The organism is Actinomadura xylanilytica (genome assembly GCF_030283145.1).
GTDB lineage: Bacteria > Actinomycetota > Actinomycetes > Streptosporangiales > Streptosporangiaceae > Spirillospora > Spirillospora xylanilytica.
Genome location: NZ_JASNWE010000001.1, coordinates 540,995 through 565,661 on the forward strand (window position 1 = coordinate 540,995; position 24,667 = coordinate 565,661).

The following is a 24,667-nucleotide window of genomic DNA, read 5'->3' on the forward strand; positions in this document are numbered from 1 at the left end:
CACCTTGTGAGAACCGGGCGACCGCCGTCACAGTGGCTTGATCACCTCAGCGGCGGCCCGCTGGGCGAGGGCGACACGCTCGGCGCCCGGCATGCGCTCGGACGGATCCTTCGGAGCGAACGCCACTTCCACCAGCACGTTACGGACACGGAACACCACACGCCCCGGCGTCCCGTCCTCCACGTAAGCGGCGAACGCCTGCTCACCCAGACCCGTCACGGCGCGGAAGTACTTCTCACCGCCTCCGCTGATCGGCTCCTCCGCCCGCGAGTTGAGGTGCAGCTTCAGGTAGGCCCGGGTCGCGGCCTGTACAGCCTCGTGCGACGACCGCCCCGGGAAGGGCGTCGCGACGACGCTCAGCGCCCGGTGCTCGGACTTCCACACGCATCCGGACGCCTCCGGCTTGTCGAGCGACCCCAGCGGACCTATATCCCTGGTCACGCTCACATCGGAGTCTGTCTCGGCCTTGCCCTTGACGATCTGTTCCACCATCCCCGTGGGGATCAGGGCGCATCCCCCGGGGAGCTTCGTCTTGGCAGGGGCGGCGCCCGGCGCCGGGGGCGCGGCGACCTTCGGGGACCGCACATGGGCTCCGAGGGCCCGCGCGGCGTCGGACGCCGCCCGCAGCACGGGCTTCATGTCCCCCACCCGCTCGAGGTCCAGTCCGTCGTCCTGGTACTCGACGCTGCCGACGGCGTTCCCGAACCTAAAAACGATCTTCGTGTCGAGGCCGGTGACCAGCGCCACGGCCTCGTCGGCCAGGCCCGTGACCGGCCGCTGGCGGGTCTCCTCGGAGGCGGCGGGAAGCCGGTCGACCGCCCGCGCCGCGGGGGTGTTCTTGACCCAGGGCCCGCTCCGGGTGACCCGGTCGGCGATCCGGATCTCCTCATCGTTCAAGGTGCCGGAGGCCGTGGTCCCGCTTCCGGGCGGTGAGGCCGGTGAGGTCTCCTCCAGTTCCAGATGGAGCGAGACGTTGAGGGTGCGGCGGTTGCGCTCCCCCAGCCGCGTGGTCCATGCGCACGTCCCCTGGTCGCCGTTCTCGTTCATGTCGGCGTGCCCGACGACCGCGTCGACCGTGGCGGAGGCGATACCGCAGTTCGAGGGGAGCGAGGTGATGAGCGGACGGGCCGGGACGGGGTCGGGCGCCGCGGGCAGCGGGGCCCGCTCCGCCGGGACGGCCCGCAGCGCCTTCGCCGCCTCGGCGGCCACGGTGTAGGCGGCCCGGACGGCCCGGTCGCCGGACATGGCCGGTTCTCCGTTCTTGGTTCCCGAGTAGACGACCTCGACCACCACGTTCCGATCCCGGAAGACCACCCTCCCAGGTAGGTCGTCGGCGTCGTTGAGCGATCCGCCGAGTACGCCGAACGCCTGCTCCCCCGGGCCGGTCAGCGCATGGAACTCCTTCGGCTTGTCCAGGGCCGCCGATTGGTGCCCCTCTCGCGTCAGCCGGTGCCATTGCAGGAACCAGCGGGACGCCGCACGGGCGCCGTCACCCGGTTCCCGGTCCGGGACGGTGCCAACGGTGACCATGAGGGTCCGGCTCTGCCCCGATACGTCGAGCACCTGCCATTCGCACGAGTCGGTCCTCGCTCCGGACACTCCGTCCAGGAGCGTTCCGTTGCCACGGGAACGGAACGCCCCCCTGGCCACCTTGTCGAGCGTCCTCCCCGGAACGAGGTCGCAGGGACGCGGCACCCGCGTGATCGCCGGAGGACCCGGCGGCGGCGCGCTCGCCGGAACGGGCCGTGCGGGCAGCTTGAGCCCGGTGGCCACTTCCGACGCGGCCGTGAGCGCGCCCTTCATCGCGTCCCGCTCGGACATCGGCTGGGGGATGCGCTTCCCGGCGATCTCGCGCTGACCCCCGTACAGGATGGTCACCGGGGTGCCGCCGGCCTGGAAGACGACCTCGGCCACTCCATCGTGCCTGCGGACGGAGTACCGGGCGAGCGCCTGGTCGTCTCCGAGGCCCGCGAGGACCTTCGGCGGCCGGGGGCTCATCGCGAAGGCCGGGTCGGCGGTGGTGGTGGCCAGGATGCCGCTCATCGCGACGCCGTCGGTTCCGGCCGCGACTCTAAGCCGCCACTCGCCCCGGCGTGAGGAGTACCAGGAGCACTTTTCGAGCCGGTCTTGTCCGCCGGGCACCAGGGCGTCGACGGTGGCCTTGGACACCCCGCAGCCGCCCGTCATCGGCCCTCGGGCCGGCGAGACTGGGTCGGACCGCACGGGCAGCGCGGCCAGAGCGCCCTCCGCGAGACCGCTCGGCTCGTCCGCGGAGAACCTGGCGACGACGAGCGTGATCACCAGGAGCAGCGCGGCTGCTCCGGCGACGGCCGCAGTGAGGCGGCGGGCCTTCGGCGGGAGGGGCATGGACGCTCCGTGGGAGGAGATCGGACGGTCATCCGGCTATGACACGCCCAGCCAGGTGAAAGTTCGTCCGTTCCGATCACGGCCCCGGGTCCCGGGCGGGATCACCCTCCGGACTGCGGCTCGTCCCACGACTCGTAGCGGACGAGGTCGCCGAAGGGTTTGCGGAGGGTGCGCAGGCGGGCGGCATCGGTGCCGTCCTCCGCGCCGGGCTCGGGGTGGCCGAGGGTGATCAGGCCGACCACCGCCACCTCGTCCGGGAGGCCGACCAGCTTCTTCAGCTCCTCGGACCGGCGGACGGTGGAGAAGCCGGTGACCAGGCCGGCGTCGATCGCGGCGAGCTGGATCAGGGTCAGCAGCGCGCCGGCGTCAACCCACCAGTACGGCGCGGGCCAGAGCATCTCCTCGCCGTCCACCAGCTTGTCGGGCTTGGTGTAGCGCTCGTGGTAGGCGTCCTCGCTGACGCCGAGCACCATGAGGACGGGCGCGACCGAGAGCCAGCGGGGCAGGCCCCGCTGCACGTACCAGTCCTCCTCGGCGATCTCGGCGATCCGCTCGCGGGTCGCGGGCCCGGTGACCACGAGGAGGCGGTGGCCCTGGCTGAAGCCCGCGCTCGGCGCCCGCCGGACGAGCCGGGCGATCGCCGCGACGGTCTCGGGGTCGACCGGGTCCGCGCTGTAGCGGCGCACCATCCGGCGCCGCCGCAGTACCTCGCTGAAGTCCATCGGGTCCTTCCTGTCGGTCACGGCCCGTGGGGGGCCGGGGTGAGCGGGTAGCCGTAGCGGGCCAGGAGCGGGGCGGCGATCACGGTGGCGAGCGCGCGGTCGCGGCGCGGCTGGGTGCGGACCCACGCGTCGTCGGCGCGGACGCGGACGGGGCCGCGGTGCAGCCGGTCGGGGTTGCCGGTGACGGTGTGGTTGACGCCGAGGTCGGCGACGCCGTCGGCGCCGACGGGCGGGTCGCCGTCCAGCCCGGCCCGCTCCATCACCCGGCGCAGCTCGTCCCGGGGCCGCGCGGCGAAGTCCTCGTAGCGGAGCCGCTGGTAGCGGGACGGGAACGCGCGGCCGACCCGCTCGGACGCCAGGTTGAACCCGACCCAGTAGCCGGTGCTGCGCACCGGGCCCATCGGCGGGATGTACCGCTTGGCGCGCCGCCACGACTCGGCGGTGGCCCGCGGATCGCGGACCACGTGCAGGATCCGGGCGTCGATGCCGGGCGCCCCGCACAGCGCCGCGGCCTCGGCGGGGAACTTCCCGGTGTCGATGATGAGCCGGGCGCCCGACTCCTCGGCGATCGCGCCGTACAGCCGGACCAGGTCGCCGACGGCCGGGTGCGGGGCGGCGGCCCCGCGGGCCTCGGCCAGCCTGCGGCCCGTGTGCCGGGTGCGCAGCGCGGCCTGCTGCCGCCGGACGGCGCGTTCGGCGTGCGGGGCGGGCTCGTCGCCGGCGAGCCGGTCGAGCACCCCGGTCCACAGCGGGCACGCGTCGACGTCCCGGCCGCATCCGCACTGGGTGTTGGTGCCGCGGCCGAGGACGCCGTTGGTCCACAGGTAGCGCAGCTCGCCGGTGTGCAGCGCGCCGTCCACCTCGCCCAGCAGGTTGCCGAGCAGCGTGGTCCCGCTGCGGCACCAGCCGGTGACGTACAGGACGCGGATCACCGCGGCCGTCCGGACCGGGCCCCCATCACCTTGCCGACGGCGCGGACGAGCTGGTCGCGGTCGCGTTCGGTCAGGTTCGCCGACAGCGGGATGTCGACCGACTCGTCGAGCCGCGCGGCGGTGACGGGGAACTCCGCGCGGGCCCGGTCGGCGTCGGGGAACAGGAAGCGCCAGTTCCAGAAGGCGCGGACGTTGGTGTCGCCGGGATCGCCGAGCGCGCGCGCGTCGATGCCCTCGGCGCGGAGCGCGGCGGCCGTCCAGGCGGACGCGCGGGCGTCCGCGCCGGGGATCCGGAACACCAGCGCCTCGCCCAGGTAGGCATGGTCGTCCACGGGACGGCGCAGCGCGATGCCCGGGACACCGGCGAGCCGCTCGGCCACGTCGTCGTAGTTGCGGTGGTGGGCGGCCAGCCGCTCGGGCAGCCGGCGCAGCATCGAGCGGGCCAGCGCGGCGCGGATCTCGTCCATCCGCAGCCCGAAGATCGGCATGGCCAGGTCGTCGACGGGCGGCGGCCGGCCGTCGTAGTGCCGCGCCATCCGGCCTTCATAGGCGCCGGAGTAGACGACCGCGCGGGCGTGAACGTCCGCGTCGCCGGTCACCAGGAAGCCGCCCTCGCCGGTGTTGAGCGACTTGTCGGACTGGGTGCTGAACGCGCCGACGGCGCCGAACGTGCCGAGCGGGCGTCCGCGCAGGCTCGCGCCGAGCGCGGGCACCGCGTCCTCGACCACCGGCACGCCGTGCTCGCGGGCGACCGCGCAGACCGCGTCCATGTCGGAGGCGAACCCGCGCATGTGCACCACGACGATCGCCCGCACCTCCGGGGTGAGGCGGCGCCGCAGGTCGTCGACGTCCAGGTGCAGGTCCTCGTCGCACTCGACGAACAGCGGGCGGTGCCCGGCGAGCAGCACGGCGCTCGGCGTGGCCGCGAACGTGAACGCCGGGCAGGCGACCAGCGACCCGGGCGGCAGGTCGAGCGCGAGCAGCCCGAGCGCGATGGCGGTGGTGCCGCTGGCGCAGGTCAGGGCGTGCGGGGAGGAGAAGAACGCGCACAGGTCGCGTTCGAGCCGGCCCGTCTGCGTCTCGGCGTACGGGCGGTGGTCGTAGCGGAAGTACAGGCGGGACCGGATCGTCGCGAGGGCGGCGTCCAGGTCCTCGTCGTCGATGAAGACGTCGCCTTTGTCGTAGGTGGGCCAAGGGTCGGTGCGGACCGGCTCGGCGCCGTCGATGGCGAGCAGGCCGGGCTGCACTCCGGGCTGGACGTCAACGGTCATGGCGTCTCCTCTGCGGGGAACAGGAGCGGGGGGTCAGGGGCGTCCGCGCGGGGGCGCCAGCACGAGGACGGACGGCACGACGTCCGGCCGGGCCGATCGCAGCAGCCCGTACCCCACGCCGGCGAGGCCGGCCAGTAGTCCGGGCGCGGGCGCCGGCAGAGCGGTACGCCAGGGACCCGCCGGGCGGCTGGATGCGGGGGTGCTCACCAGGGGGGCGTCCGCCAGGGAGCCGTCCAAGGCGGTGAGCAGTTCGAGGTGGCCGGACGTGCCGTGGCAGAGCGAGTCGTCCAGCGGCGGCGGGTCGTTCCGTACGAGCACGGCGAGTTCTTCCAGTGACCGCTCCAGACGTTGCCGTACGGGGATGGACTCGTAGACCGGGCCGTCGCGCAGCTCCAGGCGTGCGAGAGCGGACCCGGTCGCGCCCTGGCACCAGCCCGTGTCGGTGCCCGGACTCTCCTCGGCGGCGACCAGTGCCCGCGCGCGGGACGCATATCGGGCATCCGGAGCGAGCGCGTGCAGGCGGGCCAGGGCGACCGCCGCGCCGGACGCGCCGTAGCCGAAGCCCGGCTCGGTGAGGTCGGCCTCCAGCAGTCGCTCGGCGGCGGTCCGCGCCACGTCCAGGGCGCGCGCGCTGGGAAGCGCGGCGTGCAGGGCGAGCGCGGAGAGCAGGGTTCCGGCAGCGCCTTCGAGGACGTCCGGTGCGGCGGCGGGCGGCGGCGGGGTCAGCAGCGCGTCGCGGGCGAACTCGGCGAGGCCGGGCCGGCCGTGGACGGCGGCGGCATGGGCCAGGTGGTAGACGGCGCCGGGCCCGCCCTCCAGTCCGGGCCGCCGGGACGCGGGCAACCAGGCCGCCTCGCGGCAGCGGTGCACGACCTCCTCGGCGACGCGCACCGCCAGGTCCCGGGCCCAGGCGTCGGGGACGGCGGCGGCCAGGTATGAGAGGAACAGCCCGATCCCGGGCAGCCCGCCGTAGAGGTCGAGCCCTGCGGGCGCGAGCCGGCGGGACCCGGCGTCGACGACCTCGACCGTGACCCATCCGATCCGGTCACCGGCGCGAACGGCGGTCTCGTCCAGCCGCCGGGCGATCCGGACCGCCTCGTCCAGCGCCGTCCCGCCGCCCGTGGTCGGGCGGGGGCCGGGGGCCGGAGCGGGCCGCGGGGTGGGGTGCGGGGCGTCCTCCAGGACGGAGAGGCTCGCGTCGATGACGTCCGTCTGGGCCGCCAGGTCGTCCGGCCCCATCTCCGCGAGGCGTGCGGCGATCTCCTCCAGCGGCGAGACCGTGAGGACGCCGGGCAGGCGGGTGCCGTCCTCGAGCCACACGTCGTGGTGCCCCGGGCGGATCTCGAAGACCGGGACCTCGCCGCGCCACAGCGCCGCCTTCTCGGCCGCCACCAGCGCGTCGCGGTGCGGCACGCCCGGCCAGCCCGCCGCCAGCCGGTCCAGGCCGCGTTCGCGGGCGGCGGCGTCGCGGAGCGCGTCCGGCCGCCAGCTCTCCAGCAGGAGCCTGACGTAGAGGAACGTCGAAAGCTGGATCAGCCGGACCTGCACGTCCGCGCAGCCGTCCAGCGGCCCGCCCCGCGCGAGCAGGCCGGGTCCCGTCGCGGCGAGGCGCCGGTAGGCGAAGGTGTACCCGGCGACGAGGTCGTCGCGGTGCCGGCGCGGATCGGCGGTGCTCCCGTCCGGCAGGCGGAGCCGCCCGGCGGGCGGCGGGACCGTCCGGTACCCGAGGCCGACCCGCATCCGGTCGGTGCCCGGGTCCTCGACGATCGGCGTCGGGATGAGCGATCGGCGGACGGCGGCGGTGCCGAGCGGGCTGATGTCCACGCCGAACGGGCGCTCGGTGCCGACGTCGGGCATCACCAGCGGTCCGGGGAGCAGCCCGGTGCGGAGCACCGACCCGTCCAGCCGCCCGGCCGCGGGGTCGCCGAGCCGCGCCCGCTCCAGCATCGGCCGGGTCCGCTCGGTGTGGAAGAGCGCCTCGAGGTCGATCACCACCGGGTCGGCCCCGGCCGCGATCACGTTGTCGGCGTGCAGGTCGTAGCCGTGCACGGCGTGGGTGAGCGCGAGCAGCGCGCCGATCCGCCAGAAGTAGCCGGGCAGCCCGGCCTCGGGGCACGGCTCGGCGGTGATGTACTCGCTCCAGCCGCGGTCGCCCCGGTCCAGCAGCACGGGACGGCGCAGCGCGTGCGCGGGGGCGGCGGCGTTGAACCAGCCGAGCAGGCGGTCGAAGCACAGGTCGACGGCCAGGCTGCGCGGCTTGTAGACCACGGTCGCCCGCTCGAACCGGACGAGCGCGACGCTGCGCCCGCCCCGGTGGGTCTCGGCCGCGCCGAACGCCACGTCGACCAGCGGTCCGAGGGTCCGGCCGTCCCGGTCGTCGTGCGCGGCCCGGCCGTCCCGGTCGGCCCGGTCGTCCTGCGGGTCCGCCGTGCCGAAGGCGGCGGCGAGGGCGTCGAGGTCGGCGGTGAGGTCGCGGGCGAAGGCCAGGCGCGCGGCCACCCAGTCGTCGAGCATCTCGACGACCTGCCGGGCCAGCACCGGGTAGGCGGCCCAGACCGCCAGCGCGGACGCGGGGTCGCGGAGGCCGCGGGTGAACGCCGCGTACCGCTCCTGCGGGGTCGCGCCGCCCTCCGGCCGGTCGCCCGCGCGGACGGCGGCGAGCTCGCGGGCCAGCGCGGGCTGGACCGCCATCGTGAGCCAGCCGAGCGGGGGCTCCCGGACGAGCACGCCCGGCAGGCCGTCCGGGCCGTCCGGGCCGAGGTCGGTGAGCAGGCATTCGCGGAGCGTGCGGCGCGCGTCGGCGATCAGCGGGCGGGCCGCCTCCAGCAGGCCGAGGTCGGCGGGGAGCCCGGCGCCGTCGGCGGGCGACTCCCAGGCGATGCGGAAGCGGCGGTGCCACTCCGGCTCGGCGGGTCCGGGCGCCTCCGCCCCCCGGACGGCGCGCTGCCAGGGGATGCCCGCGTCGCGGCGCGCGGGCGCCGTGGTCACCGGGCTCATCCGCGGTCGCCCGGAGCCTCGGTCCCGGCGGTCCCGGCCGCGGCGGTCCCGGCCGCGCGGGCGGCGCGACGCGGGCAGTGGGGCGCGGGACGGTCCGCGGGACGGGAGCCCGTTCCGAGTACCTCGTCCAACACCGGGTCCACCCATTCGTCGCCGTCATTATCCAGATGCGGCACGTCCACCACCTCGAACGGGAAGAAGTCGATCGCAGGGCCGTTCTACCATGATCCATTTTTTCGGACAAGATTCCGGGGGGACCCTTTTCTTCGGGCCGCACATTGCTTACTCTCCAACAGCGAGGTGCAAGATCGGCATCACGTGAATATCGGCCGGCCCGAGATCCGGGACGGACGCCGCAAGCTTGGCTGATGGGAGTTCTGCGTGCTGGACTACCTCATCGACGACCCCGCACTGCGGGCGCGGAGCCTGGGCGAGGAACTCGCCGTCGCGGTCGCCCGCGCGAACGGCGGCGACGCCGCGATCCGGGTGCGCACCCCGCTGACCACCCTGTTCCCCCTGGCCTCCACCCGCCCGCGGCCCACGGTCCGCGAGCAGACCAAGGGCGGGACGGTCGCCGACGAGGCCCTGCGCTACGTGCGGGAGGGCCGGGACGAGGCCGGCGGCGCCGAGAGCGGCACCCGCTACCGCACCACCCCCGAGGCCGCCTTCCGGCCCACCGTCGCCAAGGCCGAGCTGACCGAGATCTCGGTGCGCGTCCCGGTGCCGGCCGAGGTGTGCTCCGATCCGGCCCTGCTGGCCAGGTTCGTCGAGCACCGCGTCGTCGTCCGGCTGTGCACCGTCGAGAACGAGGTGCTGCTGCACGGCAGCGACGACGGCGCGATCCCCGGCCTGCTCCGCCTGGACGGCCTGCGCCACGTCTCCGCGCCCGGCCAGGGCGACGGCGACGCGCGAGCCGGCACCGTCCTGGACGCGCTGATGACCGGGTGCGCCGAGGTGGAGGAGACGGGCGGCTCATGCGACGGGCTGGTGATGCACCCCGCGCTCTACTGGCGGCTGGTCGGCGCCGGCGCGCTCCCCTCGCTGGACGCGGCGGGCCTGCGCATCACCCGGACCCGCATGATCGAGCGCGACCGGGTGCTGCTGGGCGACTTTCGCGCGGGCATCACCCTGCTCGACGGCGAGGTCTCCACGGTGACGCTGAGACGGTCCGGTGAGGAGGCCACCATCACCGCCTCGATGCGCCTCGGCCTGGCCGTGCACCTGCCCCAGCACTTCGTCCTGCTGGGCCTCTGAACCGCATCCCCTCCGGGCCTTCAGGCCCCCCGCCGCCCCGGAGTCCCGACCGGCGGGACTCCGGATCCGTCACAACGTGGAGGTGAGCCATGACCACCCCTCCGTGGTAAACCCGCCGTGGCCATCGGCACCTGCGACGAGTTCGGAGGTGAACGCATGCGCACGAACACGTGGTAAACCATCGCCCGCATAATGCGGATCATCCGACCCCCGTGGAGGTGGACAAATGCGCACGATGCCTTGGTGAGTCACCATTGATCGCCGAATGATGCGACCGGACGGGCCCGGGAAATGAAAATGCGCCCTTCCTGTTCAGGTGCGGCTTCCGCAATTTCCGCACCGATGGGAACCTGTCGCACATCGGCGATGCGAGCGCCGCATTGACGTGATCGGCGCCCCGTCGCCCGCGGCTCCCCCGGAGCCGCGGGCGACGACCGTTCGGGCGCCCGCTCAGTCCTCGTCCACGGCTTCGCCGGCCCGCTCGGCGGCGTCCCGGCCGGCGTCATGGCCGGGCTCCCCGGCGGCGCGTCCGCCGGGTGCGGACGGGATGGGAGAGGCCGCGCCCGCGAGGGCCGTGGCCACCAGGAAGGCGGCCAGGCCCGCCCAGGCGACGCGGAACGCGCCCTCCGCCGGGTCGTGCAGCACCGCCGCCAGCGCGCCGATCCCGACCGCCGCCCCGGCGGACCGGGACAGCATGACGAGCGCGCTGCCGCTCCCGAACCGGTCCGGCGGGACCTCGGCCATCGCGAGCGGCCCGATCGCCACCGACGCGGCCGCCATCCCGGCGGTGCCGACGACCAGCGCGGGCAGCAGCACGACGGCGTACCCGTCCGCGCCGGTGAGCGGCCCGGCGAGCAGCGGCCAGCACCAGCCCGCCGCGCCGACCAGCCCGCCCGCGACGATGATCCGCCTCGAGCCCACCCGGCGGACCAGCGGGCCGCTGCCCCAGGAGACGACGGCGGACGTCAGGGGCCCGGGGGTGAGGGCCGCCCCGGCGGCCAGCGCCGAGTACCCCCAGCGCTCGGTCAGGAACAGCGCAACGCAGAGCACGACCGCGAACTGCGTGACGCTCAGCAGGGCCATCGCCGCGTTTCCCGCCGCGGTCGGGCCCGCCCTCAGCAGCGTGAAGTCGGCGGCCGGACGCGGATGCCGCAGCGACCTGCGCACGCCCCAGGCGGTGAGCGCCAGGCCCGCGCCGAGCGGGCCGAGGACGCCGCCGTCCGTCCAGCCCCGGCCGGGGCCCTCCACCAGGCCGAGGACCAGCGCGGCGATACCGCCCGCGAGCAGGACGATCCCGATGAGGTCGGGCAGCCCCCGGCCCCCGGTCCCCGTCCCGGCCCCCGGGCCCGCGCCGCCCGCTCCGCCGCGGGCGGGGGCGCCGGACCGGATGCCGAGCGCGCCGCACGCCAGCGCGAGCGCGCCGAGCGGCAGGTTGATCAGGAAGATCCAGCGCCAGCCGCCGAGGGCCAGCAGTGCCGAGCCGAGTGCGGGCCCGCTCGCGCCGGCCACCCCGCCGACCGCGCCGAGCAGCCCGAACACGTGGCTCGGCCGGCCGGGGAACTCGCTCAGCCCGACCGAGATCGCCTGCGCCACCACCGCGCCGCCGCCCACGGCCTGGAGCATCCGGGCCAGCACCAGCCCGAGCGGCCCCGGGGCCAGCGCGCAGGCGAGCGAGCCCGCGGTGAACACCGCCAGCCCGCCGAGGAAGATCCGCCTGGCGCCGAGCCGGTCGGCCAGGCCGCCCGCGGGCAGCAGCACCGCGGCGAACACCACGGTGTACCCGGTGATCGTCCAGGACAGCCCGGCCAGCGTGCTGCCGGGGAAGGCGCGCAGCAGCCGCGGGATCGCCACGCTCACGATGTTGTAGTCGATCACCGCCATCCCGTTGGCGAGGATCACCGAGGCGAGCGCCAGGGCCCGCCGCCGCCGCGCGGCGCCGGGCCCGCCCCGGCCGGGTGATCCGGCCGGGGCGGACGGTGCGGCGCCGGCGCTCACCTCGGTCCGGCGGCGGCCTTCCGGGCGGCCAGGTCCTCCTCCAGCGCGCGCTTGCGGACCTTCCCGGTCGGCGTCTTGGGCAGCTCCGCGACGACCTCCAGGCGGTCCGGCTCGTACCCCGGCGTCATCCGGGCCTCGCGCACCAGCCGCTGGAGGTCCTCCAGCGCGGGCGGCTCGCCGTGCGGGACGACGACGGCGACCACGGTCTCGCCGAGCAGCGGCTCGGGCTCGCCCACCACGGCGACCTCGGCGACCCGGGGGTCGGCGCGCAGGATCTCCTCCACCGCGACGGCCGGGACGTGCAGCCCGCCCTTGTTGATCATGTCCTTGGTGCGGCCGATGATCTTGAGCCCGCCGCGGCCGTCCCGCCGGGCCAGGTCCCCGGTGACGAACCAGCCGTCGTGCAGCGCCGCGGCGAAGACCTCGTCGGCCCCCTCGTACCCGAGGCACAGGTTGGCGCCGCGGACCTCCAGCCGGCCGGGCTCCCCGTCCGCGACCTCGGCGCCGTCCTCGCCGACCAGCCGCATCTGCATCCACTCGACCGGGCGCCCGTCGCTGTGCGCCGCCCAGTCCACCGGGTCGTCGGCGCCGCTGATGGTCACGCCGCCGTTCTCGGTCATCCCCCACAGCGAGCGGACCGGGAGCCCGAACGTCGCGTAGAACCGGCCGGGCAGGCCGGGCGGGATCGGCGTCGACCCGGTGACCATGTGCCGCAGCGCGTGCCGCCGCGGGCGCTCGCGCTGCTCCTCGACGAGCTGGTCCAGGACCGCCGGGGTGAAGTACGCCGCGGTGATCCCGTACCGCTCGGCGAGGTCGAGGAAGTCGGCGGGCCGGTACGCGTCCGACCACACCGACGCCGCGCCGACCAGCAGCGGCGACAGGAGCCCGTACAGCCAGCCGCCCTGGCCGCCGATGATGCACGGCGTGGAGAGCACGTCGTCCGGGCCGAGCCCGAGCGGATCGGTGTAGGACCGCGACATCGCGTACAGCGTGTTGAACGAGTGCCGGACGCCCTTGGGCCTGCCGGTCGTCCCGGAGGTGTACATGATCTGGAAGACGTCGTCGCCGGCCGGCCGGCGGTCGCCGAGATCCACCGCGGGCGCCGACAGCAGGCTCTCGAACCCGACCGCTCCCTCCGGGACCTCGTCCCCGACGACGATCTGGTGGCGCAGGCCGGGCAGGCGCCCGCGCATGCCGGCGATGGCGGCGGCCACCTCCAGGCCGCGCACCGTCCCGAGCGACACGACCGCGCAGGCGCCGCTCTCGCGGAGGATCCACTCGGTGTCGGCCGCGCCGGTGGCGATGAAGTACGGCACCACCACGGCGCCCGCGCTCGCGCAGCCGAGCGCGAGCACGGTCGCCTGCCACTGGTTGACCACCTGCATCGCCACCCGGTCGCCGGGGCCCACCCCCAGCGCCACCAGCCCGGAGGCGCAGCGGCGGGCGGCGTCGGCCAGCCCGGCGTAGGAGAGGGTGACGTCCGGGCCGTCACCGGTCTCCCAGAACCGGCTCACCACCGCGGTCCGGTCCGGCGTGTCCCGCGCCCACCGGTCGAGATCGTCGAGGAACGTCTCGTCCCGCCACCAGCCGCGCTCCCGGAACAACGCCCGATCCTGGAAGTTTGTCACCATCAGCCCCTTCCGTACCCGATCTCTTGATCATGACCAGGGACGGGCCGCAGGGACAACGGCCAGTGTTGACGAACTCGGGCGCCCCGCCTAAGGCAGCTCGCGCCAGTCGATGACGCCCCCGACCAGGTCGCGCACGGCGGCGAGGAGGCCGAGCCGGTTGGCCCGCAGCGCCGGGTCCTCTGCCATGACCATCACCTCGTCGAAGTAGGTGTCGATCGGCGCGGCGAGCGCGAGCGCGGCGGCGGTGAACCCGGGCAGCGCGGGCCGCTCGGGCAGCTCGTCCCGGACCCGGATGAACGCCTCGTGCAGCGCGCGTTCGGCGGGCTCCTCGAACCGGGCGGGCTCGTACGCGGGCGCGGTGCCGCCCGGGACGATGCGCAGGACGCGCTGCAAGGCGGTCGCCAGCCGCTGGAAGCGGGCCTCGCCGAGCAGCTCGCCGAGGTCGGCGGCGGCCCGCTCGGCGTGGGCGGGCGTCCCGGCGTGCGGGAGCACGGCCCGGACGACGTGCACCGGATGCCCCTCGTCCAGGAGGGCCTGCTCGAGGCGGCGGGCGACGAAGCGCTCGGCGTCCGCGAGCGCGTCCGGGGTCACTTCGACCGGCTGGTGCCGCGCCGCGATCGCCAGGCCGTCGCCGACGGTGACCGCCGCGAGGCGCGGCTGGGCGCGCAGGATCGCGGTGAGCCCCAGCGCGGCGCGGCGCAGCCCGAACGGGTCGGAGCTGCCGGTCGGCGCCGACCCGACCGCGAACAGCCCGGCGAGCAGGTCGAGCCGGTCGGCGACGGCCAGGAGCGAGCCGGGCACGCCGGACGGCGGCGCGTCGCCGGCGGAGCGCGGCAGCTCCATCTCGTACAGCGCCCGCGCCACCGCCTCGTCCTCGCCCGCGCGGCGCGCGTACTCGCGGGCCATCGTCCCGGCCAGGCTGGACAGCTCGATCACCATGGACGAGGCGAGGTCGAACTTGGCGAGCTCGCCCGCCCGCCGCACCACGGCCGCGTCGGCGCCGGTGAGGCCGGTCCGGCCGGCGAGTTCGGCCGCGATGGCGCGGATCCGGCCGGCGCGGTCCGCCATCGAGCCGAGCCGGTCGGTGAAGGTGAGCTTGCCGAGCCCCCGCCCGATCTCCTCCGGAGTGCTGCGCAGGTCCTGCTGGAAGAAGAACGCCGCGTCCTCGTAGCGGGCGCGGAGCACGGCCTCGTTCCCGGCCCGGACGGCGTCGCGGTCGCACTCGCCGTTGGCGACGGTCACGAAGTGCGGCAGCAGCCGGCCGCCCTCGTCGCGCACCGGCAGGTAGCGCTGGTGCTTGCGCATGACGGTGGTGAGGATCTCCTCGGGCAGCTCCAGGTAGCGCCCGTCGAACGAGCCGAGGATCGCGACCGGCAGCTCGACCAGGTCGACGATCTCCTCGACGAGCGCGCGCTCGCCTGCGAAGTCGACCGTGCCGCCGGCGAGGCGCGCCAGCGGCCCCGCGGCCTGGGCGACGCCCTCCCGACGGCGTTCGGCGGACGGCTCGACGCCGTGGGCGCGGAGCGTCGCGACCAGGTCGGCGGCGGCCGGCACCGGGACCAGGGGCTCGTCCGCGGTGCGGTGCACCCGGGTGGTGCGGCCCGCGGTCATGCCCGCCACGGTGAACGGGACCTCGTGCTCGTCGAGCAGCGCGACCAGCCAGCGGATCGGGCGGGCGAACGACAGGCCGGGCGCGTTCCACCGCATGTTCTTGCCGGCGCGGAGCCCGGTGACGATCGCGGGCAGCACCGCGGCGAGCACCTCGGCGGCGGGGCGCCCGGTGACCTTGCGGACGTACCCGGCGTACTCGCCGCCGGCGACCGTGACCGTGCCGACGCCCGCCGGGTCGATCCCGTGGCCGCGTGCGAACCCCAGCAGGGCCTTCGTCGGAGCGCCCTCGCCGTCGTAGGCGGCGGCGACCCGCGGCCCCTTGACGACCTGCTCGGTGTCGGGTTCGCGCGGCTCCACCCCGGTCACCACCACGATGACGCGGCGCGGCGTCGCGTATACGGCGGTCCCGGACGCGCCGGTGTACAGCCCGGTCTCCTCCAGCGCCCGCCGGACCCGGCCCGCGACCTCGTCGGCGGTGCGCGCGACCTCGTGCGGCGGCAGCTCCTCCACCCCGATCTCCAGCGCGAACGTGCCGGGCGCGGTGATCTCGGGCGGCGCGGCGGGCGCGGCGGCCTCGGCCGGGCGCGCGGACGCGTCGCCGAGCGGGTGCTCCAGCTCGGCGCGGCGCTCCACCCACAGCTCGGCGACCTCGTGCGCGAGGCCGCGCATGCGGGCGAACGCGCGGGCCCGCTCGGTGGTGCCGATCGCGCCGCGCGAGTCCAGGACGTTGAAGGCGTGCGAGCACTTCAGCACATGGGTGTGCGCGGGCACCGGCAGCCGCGCGTCGATCAGCCGCCGCGCCTCGCCCGCGTACGCCTCGAACAGCTCGCGGGCGGTCCCGATGTCGGCGTCGTCGAGGTAGAAGCGGCTCATCTCGTACTCGGCCTGCCCGAACGCCTCCCCGTAGGTGACCCCCGGCGCGTACTGGATGTCCTTGAAGTGCGCCACGCCCTGGAGCGCCATCATGATGCGCTCCATCCCGTAGGTGATCTCGACCGACACCGGGTCCAGGGTCAGCCCGCCGGACTGCTGGAAGTAGGTGAACTGGGTGATCTCCAGCCCGTCCAGCCACACCTCCCAGCCGAGCCCCCACGCGCCGAGCGCCGGGGAGGCCCAGTCGTCCTCGACGAACCGCACGTCGTGGGCGCGCAGGTCGACGCCGAGCGCGGCCAGGCTGCCGAGGTAGAGCTCCTGGGCGTCGCCCGGCTCCGGCTTGAGGATCACCTGGAACTGGGTGTGGGTCTGGAGCCGGTTGGGGTTGTCGCCGTAGCGGGCGTCGTCGGGCCGGACGCTCGGCTCGGCGTAGGCGACCCGCCACGGCTCCGGGCCGAGCACGCGCAGCGCCGTGGACGGGTTGAGCGTGCCCGCGCCGACCTCGGTGTTCATCGGCTGCGCGACGAGGCAGCCGTGCCCGGCCCAGAAGCCGGTGAGCCGGATCAGCGCGTCCTGCATGGTCAGCACGGGGGTGGTTCTCCTTCGGGGTGGGATCCGCTCAGCCTACGGGGGCCGCGCCCCCGGGCCCGGCCGGACCGGCCGCCAGCCCCCGCCGGATCGCCGCCTCGACCGGCGACCCGCCGCCGCGGACCGGCGCGGCGGGCGCCAGCGGCGGCTGCGCCATGAAGCGCGGCCGGCCGCCCCGGTGCGGCTGCGCGGCGTGGACGAGGAACGGATGGCACAGGTAGACGTCGCCCGCGCGGCCGGTGGCGAGCGCGACCGGCCGGTGCTCGGTGGCCTGGACGGCGCGTCCGGCCAGCTCCATGAAGCCGAGGCCCGCGTCGCCGGCGGGCTCCAGGATCGGCGGGACGTCCAGATGGGAGCCCACTCGGATCCGGGTGGGCGCCTCGTCCTCGCCCACGTCCGACAGCAGGAACAGCATCAGCAGCGCCCGGCCCCTCGACGCCACGTTGACGCGGTAGGACATGAAGTCGGCGGGGTCGTCGCCGGGGAAGCTCGCGTCGATGTGCCAGCCGTCGTCGCCGGGCGCCTCCTCGCTCGGGAAGCGCACCGGGAAGGTGCCGAGGCTGCCGCGCGGTTCCCAGCGGCCCGCGCCCACCAGCGCGTCGAACGCGGCGTGCAGCCGGGGCGTGTTCGCGGCGCGGCGGAACGGCTCCTGGGCGTAGTCGCCGAGGCGGACGACGGAATGCGTCCAGGTGGAGGGGTCGTCCGGGTCGCAGCCGGTGTCGCGCCAGAGGACGTCCCGGCACTCGGCGGCGAGCTCGCGCGGGAACGCCTCGTCCACCCGCACGAAGCCGTTCTCGACGAACGACGCGACCTCGGAGGCGGCAAGGGAGGTCACAGGGGTCTCAGGGGTCTCGGAGGTCATCAGGTCAGCATGCCGACCGGCGTCGCGTCTGGACAACCGGTTTACGGCGCGTGGACGAGCACCGCCGCCAGCGCCGCCGCGAGCATGTACGGGCCGTAGGGGACCATCGTCTTGCGCCCGGCGCGGCGGAGCAGCAGCAGGACGACCGACACCACCCCGCCGAGCACGAACGTCCCGTACATGCCGAGCAGCCACGCGTCGGCGCCGAGCCAGCCGAGGTGCAGCCCGAGCGCCCCGGCGAGCTTGACGTCGCCGCGGCCGAGCGCGTCCGGCCTGATCACCCACAGCACCGCGAACAGCAGCCACAGGGCCGCCATCCCGATCAGCGCGTGGACGTACCGCGCGCCGCCCCCGGCGGTGAACGGCGCGGCGGCGCCGAGCAGGACGGCACCGGTGGCGTAGGAGCCCAGCGTCAGCGGGTCGGGCAGCGTCCTGGTCGCCAGATCGGCGATCGCCAGCGCGCTGCCGGCGGCGCCGAGCACCAGGAAGGCGGGCAGCTCGGGGCGGGCGCCGATCCGCCAGGCCAGCGCGGCGAGGACGGCGGCGCACACGAGTGCGGCGACGGCCGGGCGCCGCCTGAGCGCGGCGATCCACTCGGCGCGCGGCGGCCGGGCCGTTATGGGCGGCGCTGCTCGGGGGGCCTCCACGCGGCCGACCCTACCCGCCGCACCGCTCGCCCGAGCACGGTCGGCGTCCGAGCCGCCGGGCGAGGAAGCCGGGCCGAGCTTGAAACATCCTCAGCGGCGGACGATGCTCAGCTCGACGCCGCCGACGACCCGGCCGCGCAGCAGCTCGGCGAGCCGGTCGGAGACGCGCCGCACGGTGGCCTGCTCGTCGTGCCCGGGGACGACCGCGAAGCGGACCGCCAGCTCGGCCTCGACTCCGGCCGACACCCGCACGCCGCTGACGGACGCGTCGGCCCCGAAGGCGGCCTCGATCGCGGCCAGCACCTCCGGGTCCTCGTGCGGCGGCGGGACCGGGCGGCCCTCGGCCAGCAGGTGCAGCCGGATGCCGTCGACGGCGAGCGGCACCGGGCCCGCGACGTCGAGGACCAGCGCGTGCGCGCCCTCGTCGAGCGCGGCCAGGCACGCCTGCCGGGCGTGCACCGCGACCGGGCGGGCGTCGGCGCGCCACGCCCGCATCGCCGCGGCGGAGGTGAAGGCGGGCACGCCGCGGCGGCCGTCGTCGCCGACCAGCGTGGGCAGCGCCATGTCGCTGGACTTCTCGCGGCGGAGCTCGCCGGGGGCGACGTCCTCCTCCTCGGTGAGCACCGCGACGACGGGCACCAGCAGCCGGGCGCCGGCGAGCCGCTCGAGCACGGTGTGCACGGCGACCCGTCCGGCCGCGTACCCGGTGAGGGCCTCGCGCAGCCTCGGGTCGGCGGTGCCGTCGTCGGCGGGGAACTGGGGTTCGGGAATGGTCAGACCGGACACGGCAGAGAGGCTATAACCTTCCACGACCGCTCAGGGTGTCCGGCCGGACACTCTCCGCTCACCCGAGGTCGGCGATCGCCGCGACCGTCCCCCCGCCCGAGGGGCCCTGGTGCACGGCGGCGACGGAGACGAACACGGCCGGATCGCCGGTGACCGCGGCGGCGACGCCGCCCACGCACGCCTTGATCTGGCGGTGCCAGTGCACGTCGGAGTCGTCCAGCATGATGTTGCGGCGGCCCCGGACCGAGCCGGACGGGTCGGCCTCGCACTTGATGAAGACGTTCACCACCCGCCCGTCCAGGTCGCCGGGATGCGGGCGCTCGGGCAGGTCGAGGCCGGCCGAGCGGATCGCGTCCCAGACGCCGTCGGCGTCGAGTGCGTCCTTCATCACACCGTGCCCGGCCCGGTACCGGCCGCCGATGCCGCGCACGTTCCCGACCACCACGATCTGGGCGCGGTCCAGCTCCACCCCCGACGAGCACGACGCGACCGAGGAGTACAGGGACAGGTCGCGGTGGATCGCGCCGGCCTCGGGCGGGTCGATCTCGCCGAGCGCGACGGCGATGCCGAGCGCGGTGGTGGAGTTGGACACGTCCATCGAGGCCAGCGTGTCCTCGGTGACCACGTCGTGGCCGCGGGCCCTGGCGTCGTTGATGGTGTCGAGGGTGAGCAGCGGCGTCTTGGTCTGCACGTAGTGCACGTCGGCGGGATCGTCGATCCCCGCGGTCTTCATCGCCGCGCGCACCCCGGCGGCGACGGTCTCCACCATCGCGGGCCGGCCGATGTCCTCGGGCCGGATGATCTCGCTCATCGCGACCCCGACCGACAGCCGCGGCTCGGCGGTGCGCGGCGCGGTGTCCGGATCGGTGGTGGCGAACACGGTGGCGTGCGGGCTGAGCACCCCGTCGGTGCCGCCCGACCACACCAGCGGGACCTCCGCGATCTCGGCGGCCGAGCGGGTGCCGCGCGCGAGCAGCACCTCGCGGAACGCCCGGTCGGCCAGCAGCCTGGTGTAGTCGTTGACGCCGCCGTTGCCCTCGGTCTTGCCGACCACGGCCAGCACCCGGTCGGCCTCCAGCACGCCGTCGTCGATCAGCCGGGCCAGGCCGGAGGCGTCGGTCACGCTCTCGATGGGGATCTTGCGGACTTCGATCGGGTCGGGCACTTCGCCGCTCCTCGCTGCTCGTCCTCGCTGCTCGTCCTCGTCCGTCCCTGCGCGCCGCCGGGGCGGCGGCCGTCGCCGGGGCGGCCGGTCACTCCTCCACGACGGTGCCCGCGGCACCGCGGGCGGCGTCGCCGATCCGGTGCAGCGACGTGATCGCGGCGCGGGCGCCGCCGGCCGCGACGAACCGCCGCACCGCCTCCACCTTGGGGCCCATGCTGCCACCCGCGAAGTGCCCGGCGGCGGCCAGCGCGCCGAGCTCGGCGACGGTGACGCGGCGCAGCGGGCGTTCGCCGGGGGTGCGGTAGCCGACCATCACGTGCTCGACGTCGGTCGCGATCACCAGCGTCGCGGCGCCGAGCCGGCGGGCCAGCAGCTGCGCCGCCAGATCCTTGTCGACGACGGCCTCCACCCCGCGCAGCGCGCCGTTCTCGCGGACCACCGGCACTCCCCCGCCGCCCGCGGCGACCACGACGTGCCCGGCGGCCAGCAGCAGCGCGGCGGCGTCCGCGTCCAGGATCTCCAGCGGCTCCGGGGAGGCGACCACGCGCCGCCAGCCGCGGTCGCCGAACGACCGCCAGGACTGGCCGAGCGCCATGGAGCGCCGCGCCTCGTCCGCCGGGAAGTAGCGGCCGACCGGCTTGACCGGGTCGGCGAACCCCCGGTCGGACGGGTCCACCAGCGTGCGCGTCACCACCGTGGACACCGGGCGGGCGGCGCCGCGGGCGGCCAGCGCCCGCTCCAGCGCGTTCATGATCAGCACCCCGACGGTGGCCTGGGTCTGCGCCCCGCACCAGTCCAGCGGCACCGGCGGCACCACGTGCGCGGCGAGCTGGTTCTTGATCAGCAGGTTGCCGACCTGGGGGCCGTTGCCGTGGGTGAGCGCGACCCGCGCGCCGGCCGCGACCAGCTCGGCGACGTGCTCCATCGCGCCCTGCACCGCCGCGGCCTGCGCCGCGGCCGACGCGCTGCCGTCCGCGCCGGTCATCGCGTTTCCGCCGAGCGCGATGAGGACCGGCCCGGCACCGCCGCCGCTGTTCACGGAACGACGGTATCCGCGGAACGGCCGCCGCTCATGGGCGTAATCCGCCCAACCGGGCCCGGGTCTTCGGCAACTATCCCAGGTGGCGCAGCCGCTCGACGGCCTCGTCGATGACGTCGTCCTTCTTGCAGAACGCGAACCGGACGAAGTGGGCGCCGGCCTCGGCGTCGTCGTAGAAGACCTGCGTCGGGACGGCGACGACGCCCGCCTTGCCCGGCAGCGCGCGGGCCAGCTCCATGCCGTCGGTGAACCCGAGCGGCCGGATGTCGGCCTGCACGAAGTAGGTGCCCTGCGGCCGGAACGTCTCGAAGCCCGCCGCCTCCAGCCCGGTGATGAGCCGGTCGCGCTTGCCCTCCAGGGACGCCCGCAGGTCCTCCACCCAGGCCAGCTCGTTGCGCAGCGCGTACGCGGCGGCCCGCTGGTAGGGGGCGCTCACCGCGTAGGTGACGAACTGCTTCACCGTCTGGACGGCGCGGATGTGGGCGGCGGGGGCGGTCACCCAGCCGGTCTTCCACCCGGTGACCGAGAACGTCTTGCCCGCCGAGGACACCGACACCGTCCGCTCGCGCATGCCGTCGAGCGTGGCGAGGGGGATGTGCTCGGCGCCGTCGAAGGTCAGGTACTCGTACACCTCGTCGGTCACCGCGACCAGGTCGTGCTCGCGGCACACCGCGGCGATCACCTCCAGCTCGGCGCGGGTGAAGACGGTGCCCGCCGGGTTGTGCGGCGAGTTGACCAGGATCAGCCGGGTGCGCGGCCCGACGGCGGCGCGCAGCTCGTCCGGGTCGAAGGTGAACCGGCCGCCGGACGGGCGCAGCGTGACGGCCCGGCGCTCGGCTCCGGCGAGCGCGATCGTCGCGGCGTAGGAGTCGTAGTACGGCTCGAACACGATGGCCTCGTCGCCCGGTCCGGCCAGCGCCAGCACGGACGCGGCGACGCCCTCGGTGGCGCCGACGGTGACGAACACCTCCGCGGCCGGGTCGTACTCCAGCCCGTACCGCTCCAGGCGCTGCGCGGCGACGGCCGCGCGCAGCTCCGGGACGCCGGGGCCGGGCGGGTACTGGTTGCCGCCGGACCTGATCGCCGCGACGGCGGCGTCGAGCATCGCGGGCGGCCCGTCGGTGTCGGGGAATCCCTGCCCGAGGTTGATCGAACCCGTCGAGGCGGCCAGCGCGGACATCTCCGCGAAGATCGTCGTCCCGAATCCCTGCATGCGCGATACCAGCGGCTCTCCCACGCCGTCCATCTTCCCCGCTCGCCGCCGCGGTGCCCACCCCGCCCCGGGCGGCGGCGGGTCTCAACTTGATCACCGGTCGGTGCGGGCGCCGTCCCGGGGCGGCGGCGCGCGGGGCGATGTGGGTGGGCGCGGGTCACCCGCTGTGCGCGGCCGTGGTCCGGGGAAGCAGCAGCATCAGTGCGGCGGCCAGCAGGTAGAGCGCGATCTCGACCGGCAGTACGGCCGCGAAGGCGTCGCTGAACCCCGGTAGCCGGGCGGCATCGGCGGCATGGCCGTCCAGGACGGTGAAGAAGAGGGTCCCCACGGCGGCGACGCCGGCGGCACCACCGATCTGGTTCACCGTCGAGAGAACACCCCCGGCCGCGCCGGCGTCCTTGCCCGGGATGCCGGCGAGGACGACATTGACCAGGATCGGCGCCGCCAGGCCCAGCCCGAGACCGCCGATGAACAGTGCCGGCGCGAGCATCCAGTACCCGGGGTCGTGACCATCGCGGACGATGAACCACAGCAGCGCCTGCGACGCGGCCAGGGCCGACGATCCGCCGACCAGCAGCGCCCGGCCCGCCTTGGCGGCCATGGCGACGCCGAGGCCGGAGGTGAGGATGGACCCGATCGCGTAGGGAAGGATCACCAGACCGGTCTGCCAGGCGGTGCGTCCGGTACCGGCCTGAAGGTAGATCGACAGCGTCAGGAAGAACGCACCGACGGCGCCGAAGAAGAACACCGAGGCCATCAGTCCCGCGCCGAAGCTGCGCACCCGCAGCAGCGCCGGGTCGAGCACGGGCTGACCACCGCGCCGCACAACCGAGTGCTCATGGGCCAGGAACCCGCCCAGCAGCAGCACCCCGGCCGCCATCAGCGCGAAACCCCACCACGGCCAGCCCCAATCACGGCCCTGGACCAGGGGCAGCAGCACCAGGATCACACCCAGCGTCAACAGCACCGCGCCCATGACGTCCAGCGCCGCCCGGTGCCGGCTCGTGGATTCCGGCAGGACGCGGGACCCCAGCACGAGCGCGACGGCCGCGATCGGCACGTTCACCCAGAAGATGGTCCGCCAGCCCAGCCCGAACAGGTCCGCGTCGACCAGGAACCCGCCCATCAGGGGCCCGGCCACAGCGGCCAGGCCCTGGACCGCCCCGAACGCACCGAACGCCTTGGCCATCCCGGCGGGGTCGAACGAGGAGCGGATGATCCCGAACACCTGCGGGACCATCAGGCCACCGGCCAGGCCCTGGAGGACGCGCATGCCGATCAGCATCGACGGGCCCGTCGCCAGCGCGCACGCCGCGGACGCAACGGCGAAGACCGCCAGGCCGGCCAGGAACATCCGGCGGCGGCCGTAGTCGTCGCCGAGCCTCCCGCCGGTGATCAGACCCGACCCCATCGCGAGGACGTACCCGGCCAGCATCCACTGCAACTGGGCCTGGCTCGCGTGGAACTCGGCCGCGATCGCCGGCGCGGCGACCGTGACGATCGTGACGTCCAGCAGGTCCATGAACGAGGCGAACAGCACCACGAGCAGGGCGATCCCGGCGGCCCTGCCGGCCAGCGCACCTGGTCGGGGATCCCCGCGGGAGGCAGTGTGGGAAGCGGTGTGGGAAGCGGTGTTTGAGCTCATGGGCCACACCGTGACAGCAGAAGCGGACGCCGAATGGCCGCTTCTTGGCCGACGATGGGTCCATGGCCACAACGTCCTCGCGCCTACTCAGCCTGCTGTCCCTGCTCGGGGCCCGCCCGAACCGGTCCGGGCGGGACCTGGCCGACAGGCTCGGTATCAGCACCCGCACCCTGCGCCGTGACGTGGAGAGCCTGCGCGAGCTGGGCTACCCGGTCCAGGCCCTCAAGGGCCCCGACGGCGGCTACCGGCTCGGCGCCGGCGGCCGGCTCCCCCCGCTGCTGCTCGACGACGAGCAGGCCGTCGCCGTCGCCGTCGCCCTCCAGACCGCGCCGGCCAGTGTGGCCGGCATCGACGACGCCGCCGCCCGCGCCCTGACCAGCATCAGGCAGGTCATGCCCGCCCGCCTCCGCGCCGAGGTCGACGCGATGCACCTGACCGCCATCGGCAACTCCTGGGAGTTCCCCGCACCCCCCATCGCCCCGGACACCCTCAAGGCCGTCGGCTACGCCGTCCGCAACGGGCACCTGCTGCGCTTCGACTACCTCACCCCCGACAGCCTCCGCCTCCACCCGAACGACCCCGGCTTCACGCCGCCGCTACGGGTCGAACCCCACCACCTCGTCATGTGGGCCGGGCGCTGGTACCTCGTCGCCTACACCCCCGCCACCGAAGCCTGGGGCATCTACCGCGTGGATCGCATCCACGCCCACGCACCCACCGGGACCCCGTTCCAACGCCGCGAACTCTCCGAACCCGACGTGGCCCGCTACGTGATGACCAGCCACGACAGAGGAGACACCCCGGCCCGATGGCCATGCCTCGGCACCGTCCTGATGGAGCTGCCCCCCGACGTCGTCGCCCGTTGGGCACCCGGCGGCTCCGTCATCGAGTACGTCGCCCCCACGCAGACCCGCATCACCCTCGGCGCATGGTCCTGGGCCGGGGTCGCCGGCCTGCTCGCCACCTTCGACGCCGACATCACCGTCATCGAGCCGGGCGAACTGAGGGACGCCTGCCGCACGCTCGCCCGGCGCTACCGGCAGGCCGGCGAGTAGATCCGGGGTGGGAT

The 24,667-nt window shown here is 75.2% G+C and carries 17 protein-coding genes; 2 read left to right on the top strand and 15 right to left on the bottom strand.

Going from position 1 to position 24,667, the window contains the following annotated elements; all coding sequences use genetic code 11:
* Positions 1 to 27 precede the first annotated feature (27 nt).
* From QP090_RS02545 to QP090_RS02565, 5 genes are all read right to left on the bottom strand, one after another.
* Entirely contained in the window at positions 28 to 2,367 is a 2,340-nt protein-coding gene (locus QP090_RS02545; protein WP_285936803.1) for a hypothetical protein, read from the bottom strand.
* 101 nt (positions 2,368 to 2,468) lie between these two features.
* The gene (locus QP090_RS02550) at positions 2,469 to 3,089 is read right to left on the bottom strand and encodes a nitroreductase family protein (protein WP_285936804.1); all 621 of its coding nucleotides are present in this window, start codon (positions 3,087 to 3,089) and stop codon (positions 2,469 to 2,471) included.
* 17 nt (positions 3,090 to 3,106) lie between these two features.
* Positions 3,107 to 4,021, bottom strand: a complete 915-nt coding sequence (locus QP090_RS02555) for a sulfotransferase (protein WP_285936805.1) — start codon at positions 4,019 to 4,021, stop codon at positions 3,107 to 3,109.
* Positions 4,018 to 5,292: a DegT/DnrJ/EryC1/StrS family aminotransferase gene (locus QP090_RS02560; RefSeq protein ID WP_285936806.1), complete on the bottom strand. Its 1,275-nt coding sequence runs from the start codon at positions 5,290 to 5,292 to the stop codon at positions 4,018 to 4,020. The genes QP090_RS02555 and QP090_RS02560 overlap by 4 nt, the downstream gene beginning before the upstream one ends.
* A gap of 33 nt (positions 5,293 to 5,325) precedes the next feature.
* Positions 5,326 to 8,280 (bottom strand): type 2 lanthipeptide synthetase LanM family protein, encoded by a 2,955-nt coding sequence (locus QP090_RS02565; protein WP_285936807.1) that lies wholly within the window; start codon positions 8,278 to 8,280, stop codon positions 5,326 to 5,328.
* Between the two features lie 390 nt (positions 8,281 to 8,670).
* On the opposite strand from QP090_RS02565, the gene QP090_RS02570 reads away from it, so the two are divergent.
* Entirely contained in the window at positions 8,671 to 9,543 is an 873-nt protein-coding gene (locus QP090_RS02570) for a family 3 encapsulin nanocompartment shell protein (protein ID WP_285936808.1), read from the top strand.
* 450 nt (positions 9,544 to 9,993) lie between these two features.
* On the opposite strand, the gene QP090_RS02575 is transcribed toward QP090_RS02570, so the two are convergent.
* The 10 genes from QP090_RS02575 to QP090_RS02620 form a co-directional block, all read right to left on the bottom strand.
* Positions 9,994 to 11,538 carry an MFS transporter gene (locus QP090_RS02575; protein WP_285936809.1) on the bottom strand — a complete coding sequence of 515 codons (1,545 nt, stop codon included), beginning with the start codon at positions 11,536 to 11,538 and terminating at the stop codon, positions 9,994 to 9,996.
* Positions 11,535 to 13,169, bottom strand: coding sequence for an AMP-binding protein (locus tag QP090_RS02580; RefSeq protein WP_285936810.1), 1,635 nt, complete (start codon positions 13,167 to 13,169; stop codon positions 11,535 to 11,537). The genes QP090_RS02575 and QP090_RS02580 overlap by 4 nt, the downstream gene beginning before the upstream one ends.
* 87 nt (positions 13,170 to 13,256) lie before the next feature.
* Positions 13,257 to 16,232 carry a glycine--tRNA ligase gene (locus tag QP090_RS02585; RefSeq protein WP_285938548.1) on the bottom strand — a complete coding sequence of 992 codons (2,976 nt, stop codon included), beginning with the start codon at positions 16,230 to 16,232 and terminating at the stop codon, positions 13,257 to 13,259.
* 40 nt (positions 16,233 to 16,272) lie between these two features.
* Positions 16,273 to 17,103, bottom strand: a complete 831-nt coding sequence (locus QP090_RS02590; protein WP_285936811.1) for a phytanoyl-CoA dioxygenase family protein — start codon at positions 17,101 to 17,103, stop codon at positions 16,273 to 16,275.
* A 41-nt stretch (positions 17,104 to 17,144) separates the two neighbouring features.
* Positions 17,145 to 17,750 carry a prepilin peptidase gene (locus tag QP090_RS02595; protein ID WP_285936812.1) on the bottom strand — a complete coding sequence of 202 codons (606 nt, stop codon included), beginning with the start codon at positions 17,748 to 17,750 and terminating at the stop codon, positions 17,145 to 17,147.
* Between the two features lie 90 nt (positions 17,751 to 17,840).
* Positions 17,841 to 18,536, bottom strand: coding sequence for an SseB family protein (locus tag QP090_RS02600; protein ID WP_285936813.1), 696 nt, complete (start codon positions 18,534 to 18,536; stop codon positions 17,841 to 17,843).
* Between the two features lie 58 nt (positions 18,537 to 18,594).
* Positions 18,595 to 19,701 (bottom strand): barbiturase, encoded by a 1,107-nt coding sequence (bar, locus tag QP090_RS02605; RefSeq protein ID WP_285936814.1) that lies wholly within the window; start codon positions 19,699 to 19,701, stop codon positions 18,595 to 18,597.
* A gap of 88 nt (positions 19,702 to 19,789) precedes the next feature.
* Positions 19,790 to 20,740, bottom strand: coding sequence for a carbamate kinase (locus tag QP090_RS02610; protein ID WP_285936815.1), 951 nt, complete (start codon positions 20,738 to 20,740; stop codon positions 19,790 to 19,792).
* Positions 20,741 to 20,813: 73 nt separating this feature from the next.
* Positions 20,814 to 21,986, bottom strand: a complete 1,173-nt coding sequence (locus QP090_RS02615; protein ID WP_285936816.1) for a pyridoxal phosphate-dependent aminotransferase — start codon at positions 21,984 to 21,986, stop codon at positions 20,814 to 20,816.
* A 124-nt stretch (positions 21,987 to 22,110) separates the two neighbouring features.
* Entirely contained in the window at positions 22,111 to 23,598 is a 1,488-nt protein-coding gene (locus tag QP090_RS02620; protein WP_285936817.1) for an MFS transporter, read from the bottom strand.
* Between the two features lie 62 nt (positions 23,599 to 23,660).
* On the opposite strand from QP090_RS02620, the gene QP090_RS02625 reads away from it, so the two are divergent.
* Positions 23,661 to 24,653, top strand: coding sequence for a helix-turn-helix transcriptional regulator (locus QP090_RS02625; RefSeq protein ID WP_285936818.1), 993 nt, complete (start codon positions 23,661 to 23,663; stop codon positions 24,651 to 24,653).
* The last annotated feature ends 14 nt before the right edge of the window (positions 24,654 to 24,667 follow it).

Excerpts from the sequence above, each read along its gene's own strand:
- QP090_RS02545 (WP_285936803.1), bottom strand. The coding sequence starts at position 2,367 with ATGCCCCTCCCGCCGAAGGCCCGCCGCCTCACTGCGGCCGTCGCCGGA.
- QP090_RS02550 (WP_285936804.1), bottom strand. The coding sequence starts at position 3,089 with ATGGACTTCAGCGAGGTACTGCGGCGGCGCCGGATGGTGCGCCGCTAC.
- QP090_RS02560 (WP_285936806.1), bottom strand. The coding sequence starts at position 5,292 with ATGACCGTTGACGTCCAGCCCGGAGTGCAGCCCGGCCTGCTCGCCATC.
- QP090_RS02580 (WP_285936810.1), bottom strand. The coding sequence starts at position 13,169 with ATGGTGACAAACTTCCAGGATCGGGCGTTGTTCCGGGAGCGCGGCTGG.
- QP090_RS02585 (WP_285938548.1), bottom strand. The coding sequence starts at position 16,232 with ATGCAGGACGCGCTGATCCGGCTCACCGGCTTCTGGGCCGGGCACGGC.
- QP090_RS02590 (WP_285936811.1), bottom strand. The coding sequence starts at position 17,103 with ATGACCTCCGAGACCCCTGAGACCCCTGTGACCTCCCTTGCCGCCTCC.
- QP090_RS02615 (WP_285936816.1), bottom strand. The coding sequence starts at position 21,986 with ATGGACGGCGTGGGAGAGCCGCTGGTATCGCGCATGCAGGGATTCGGG.
- QP090_RS02620 (WP_285936817.1), bottom strand. The coding sequence starts at position 23,598 with ATGAGCTCAAACACCGCTTCCCACACCGCTTCCCACACTGCCTCCCGC.
- QP090_RS02625 (WP_285936818.1), top strand. The coding sequence starts at position 23,661 with ATGGCCACAACGTCCTCGCGCCTACTCAGCCTGCTGTCCCTGCTCGGG.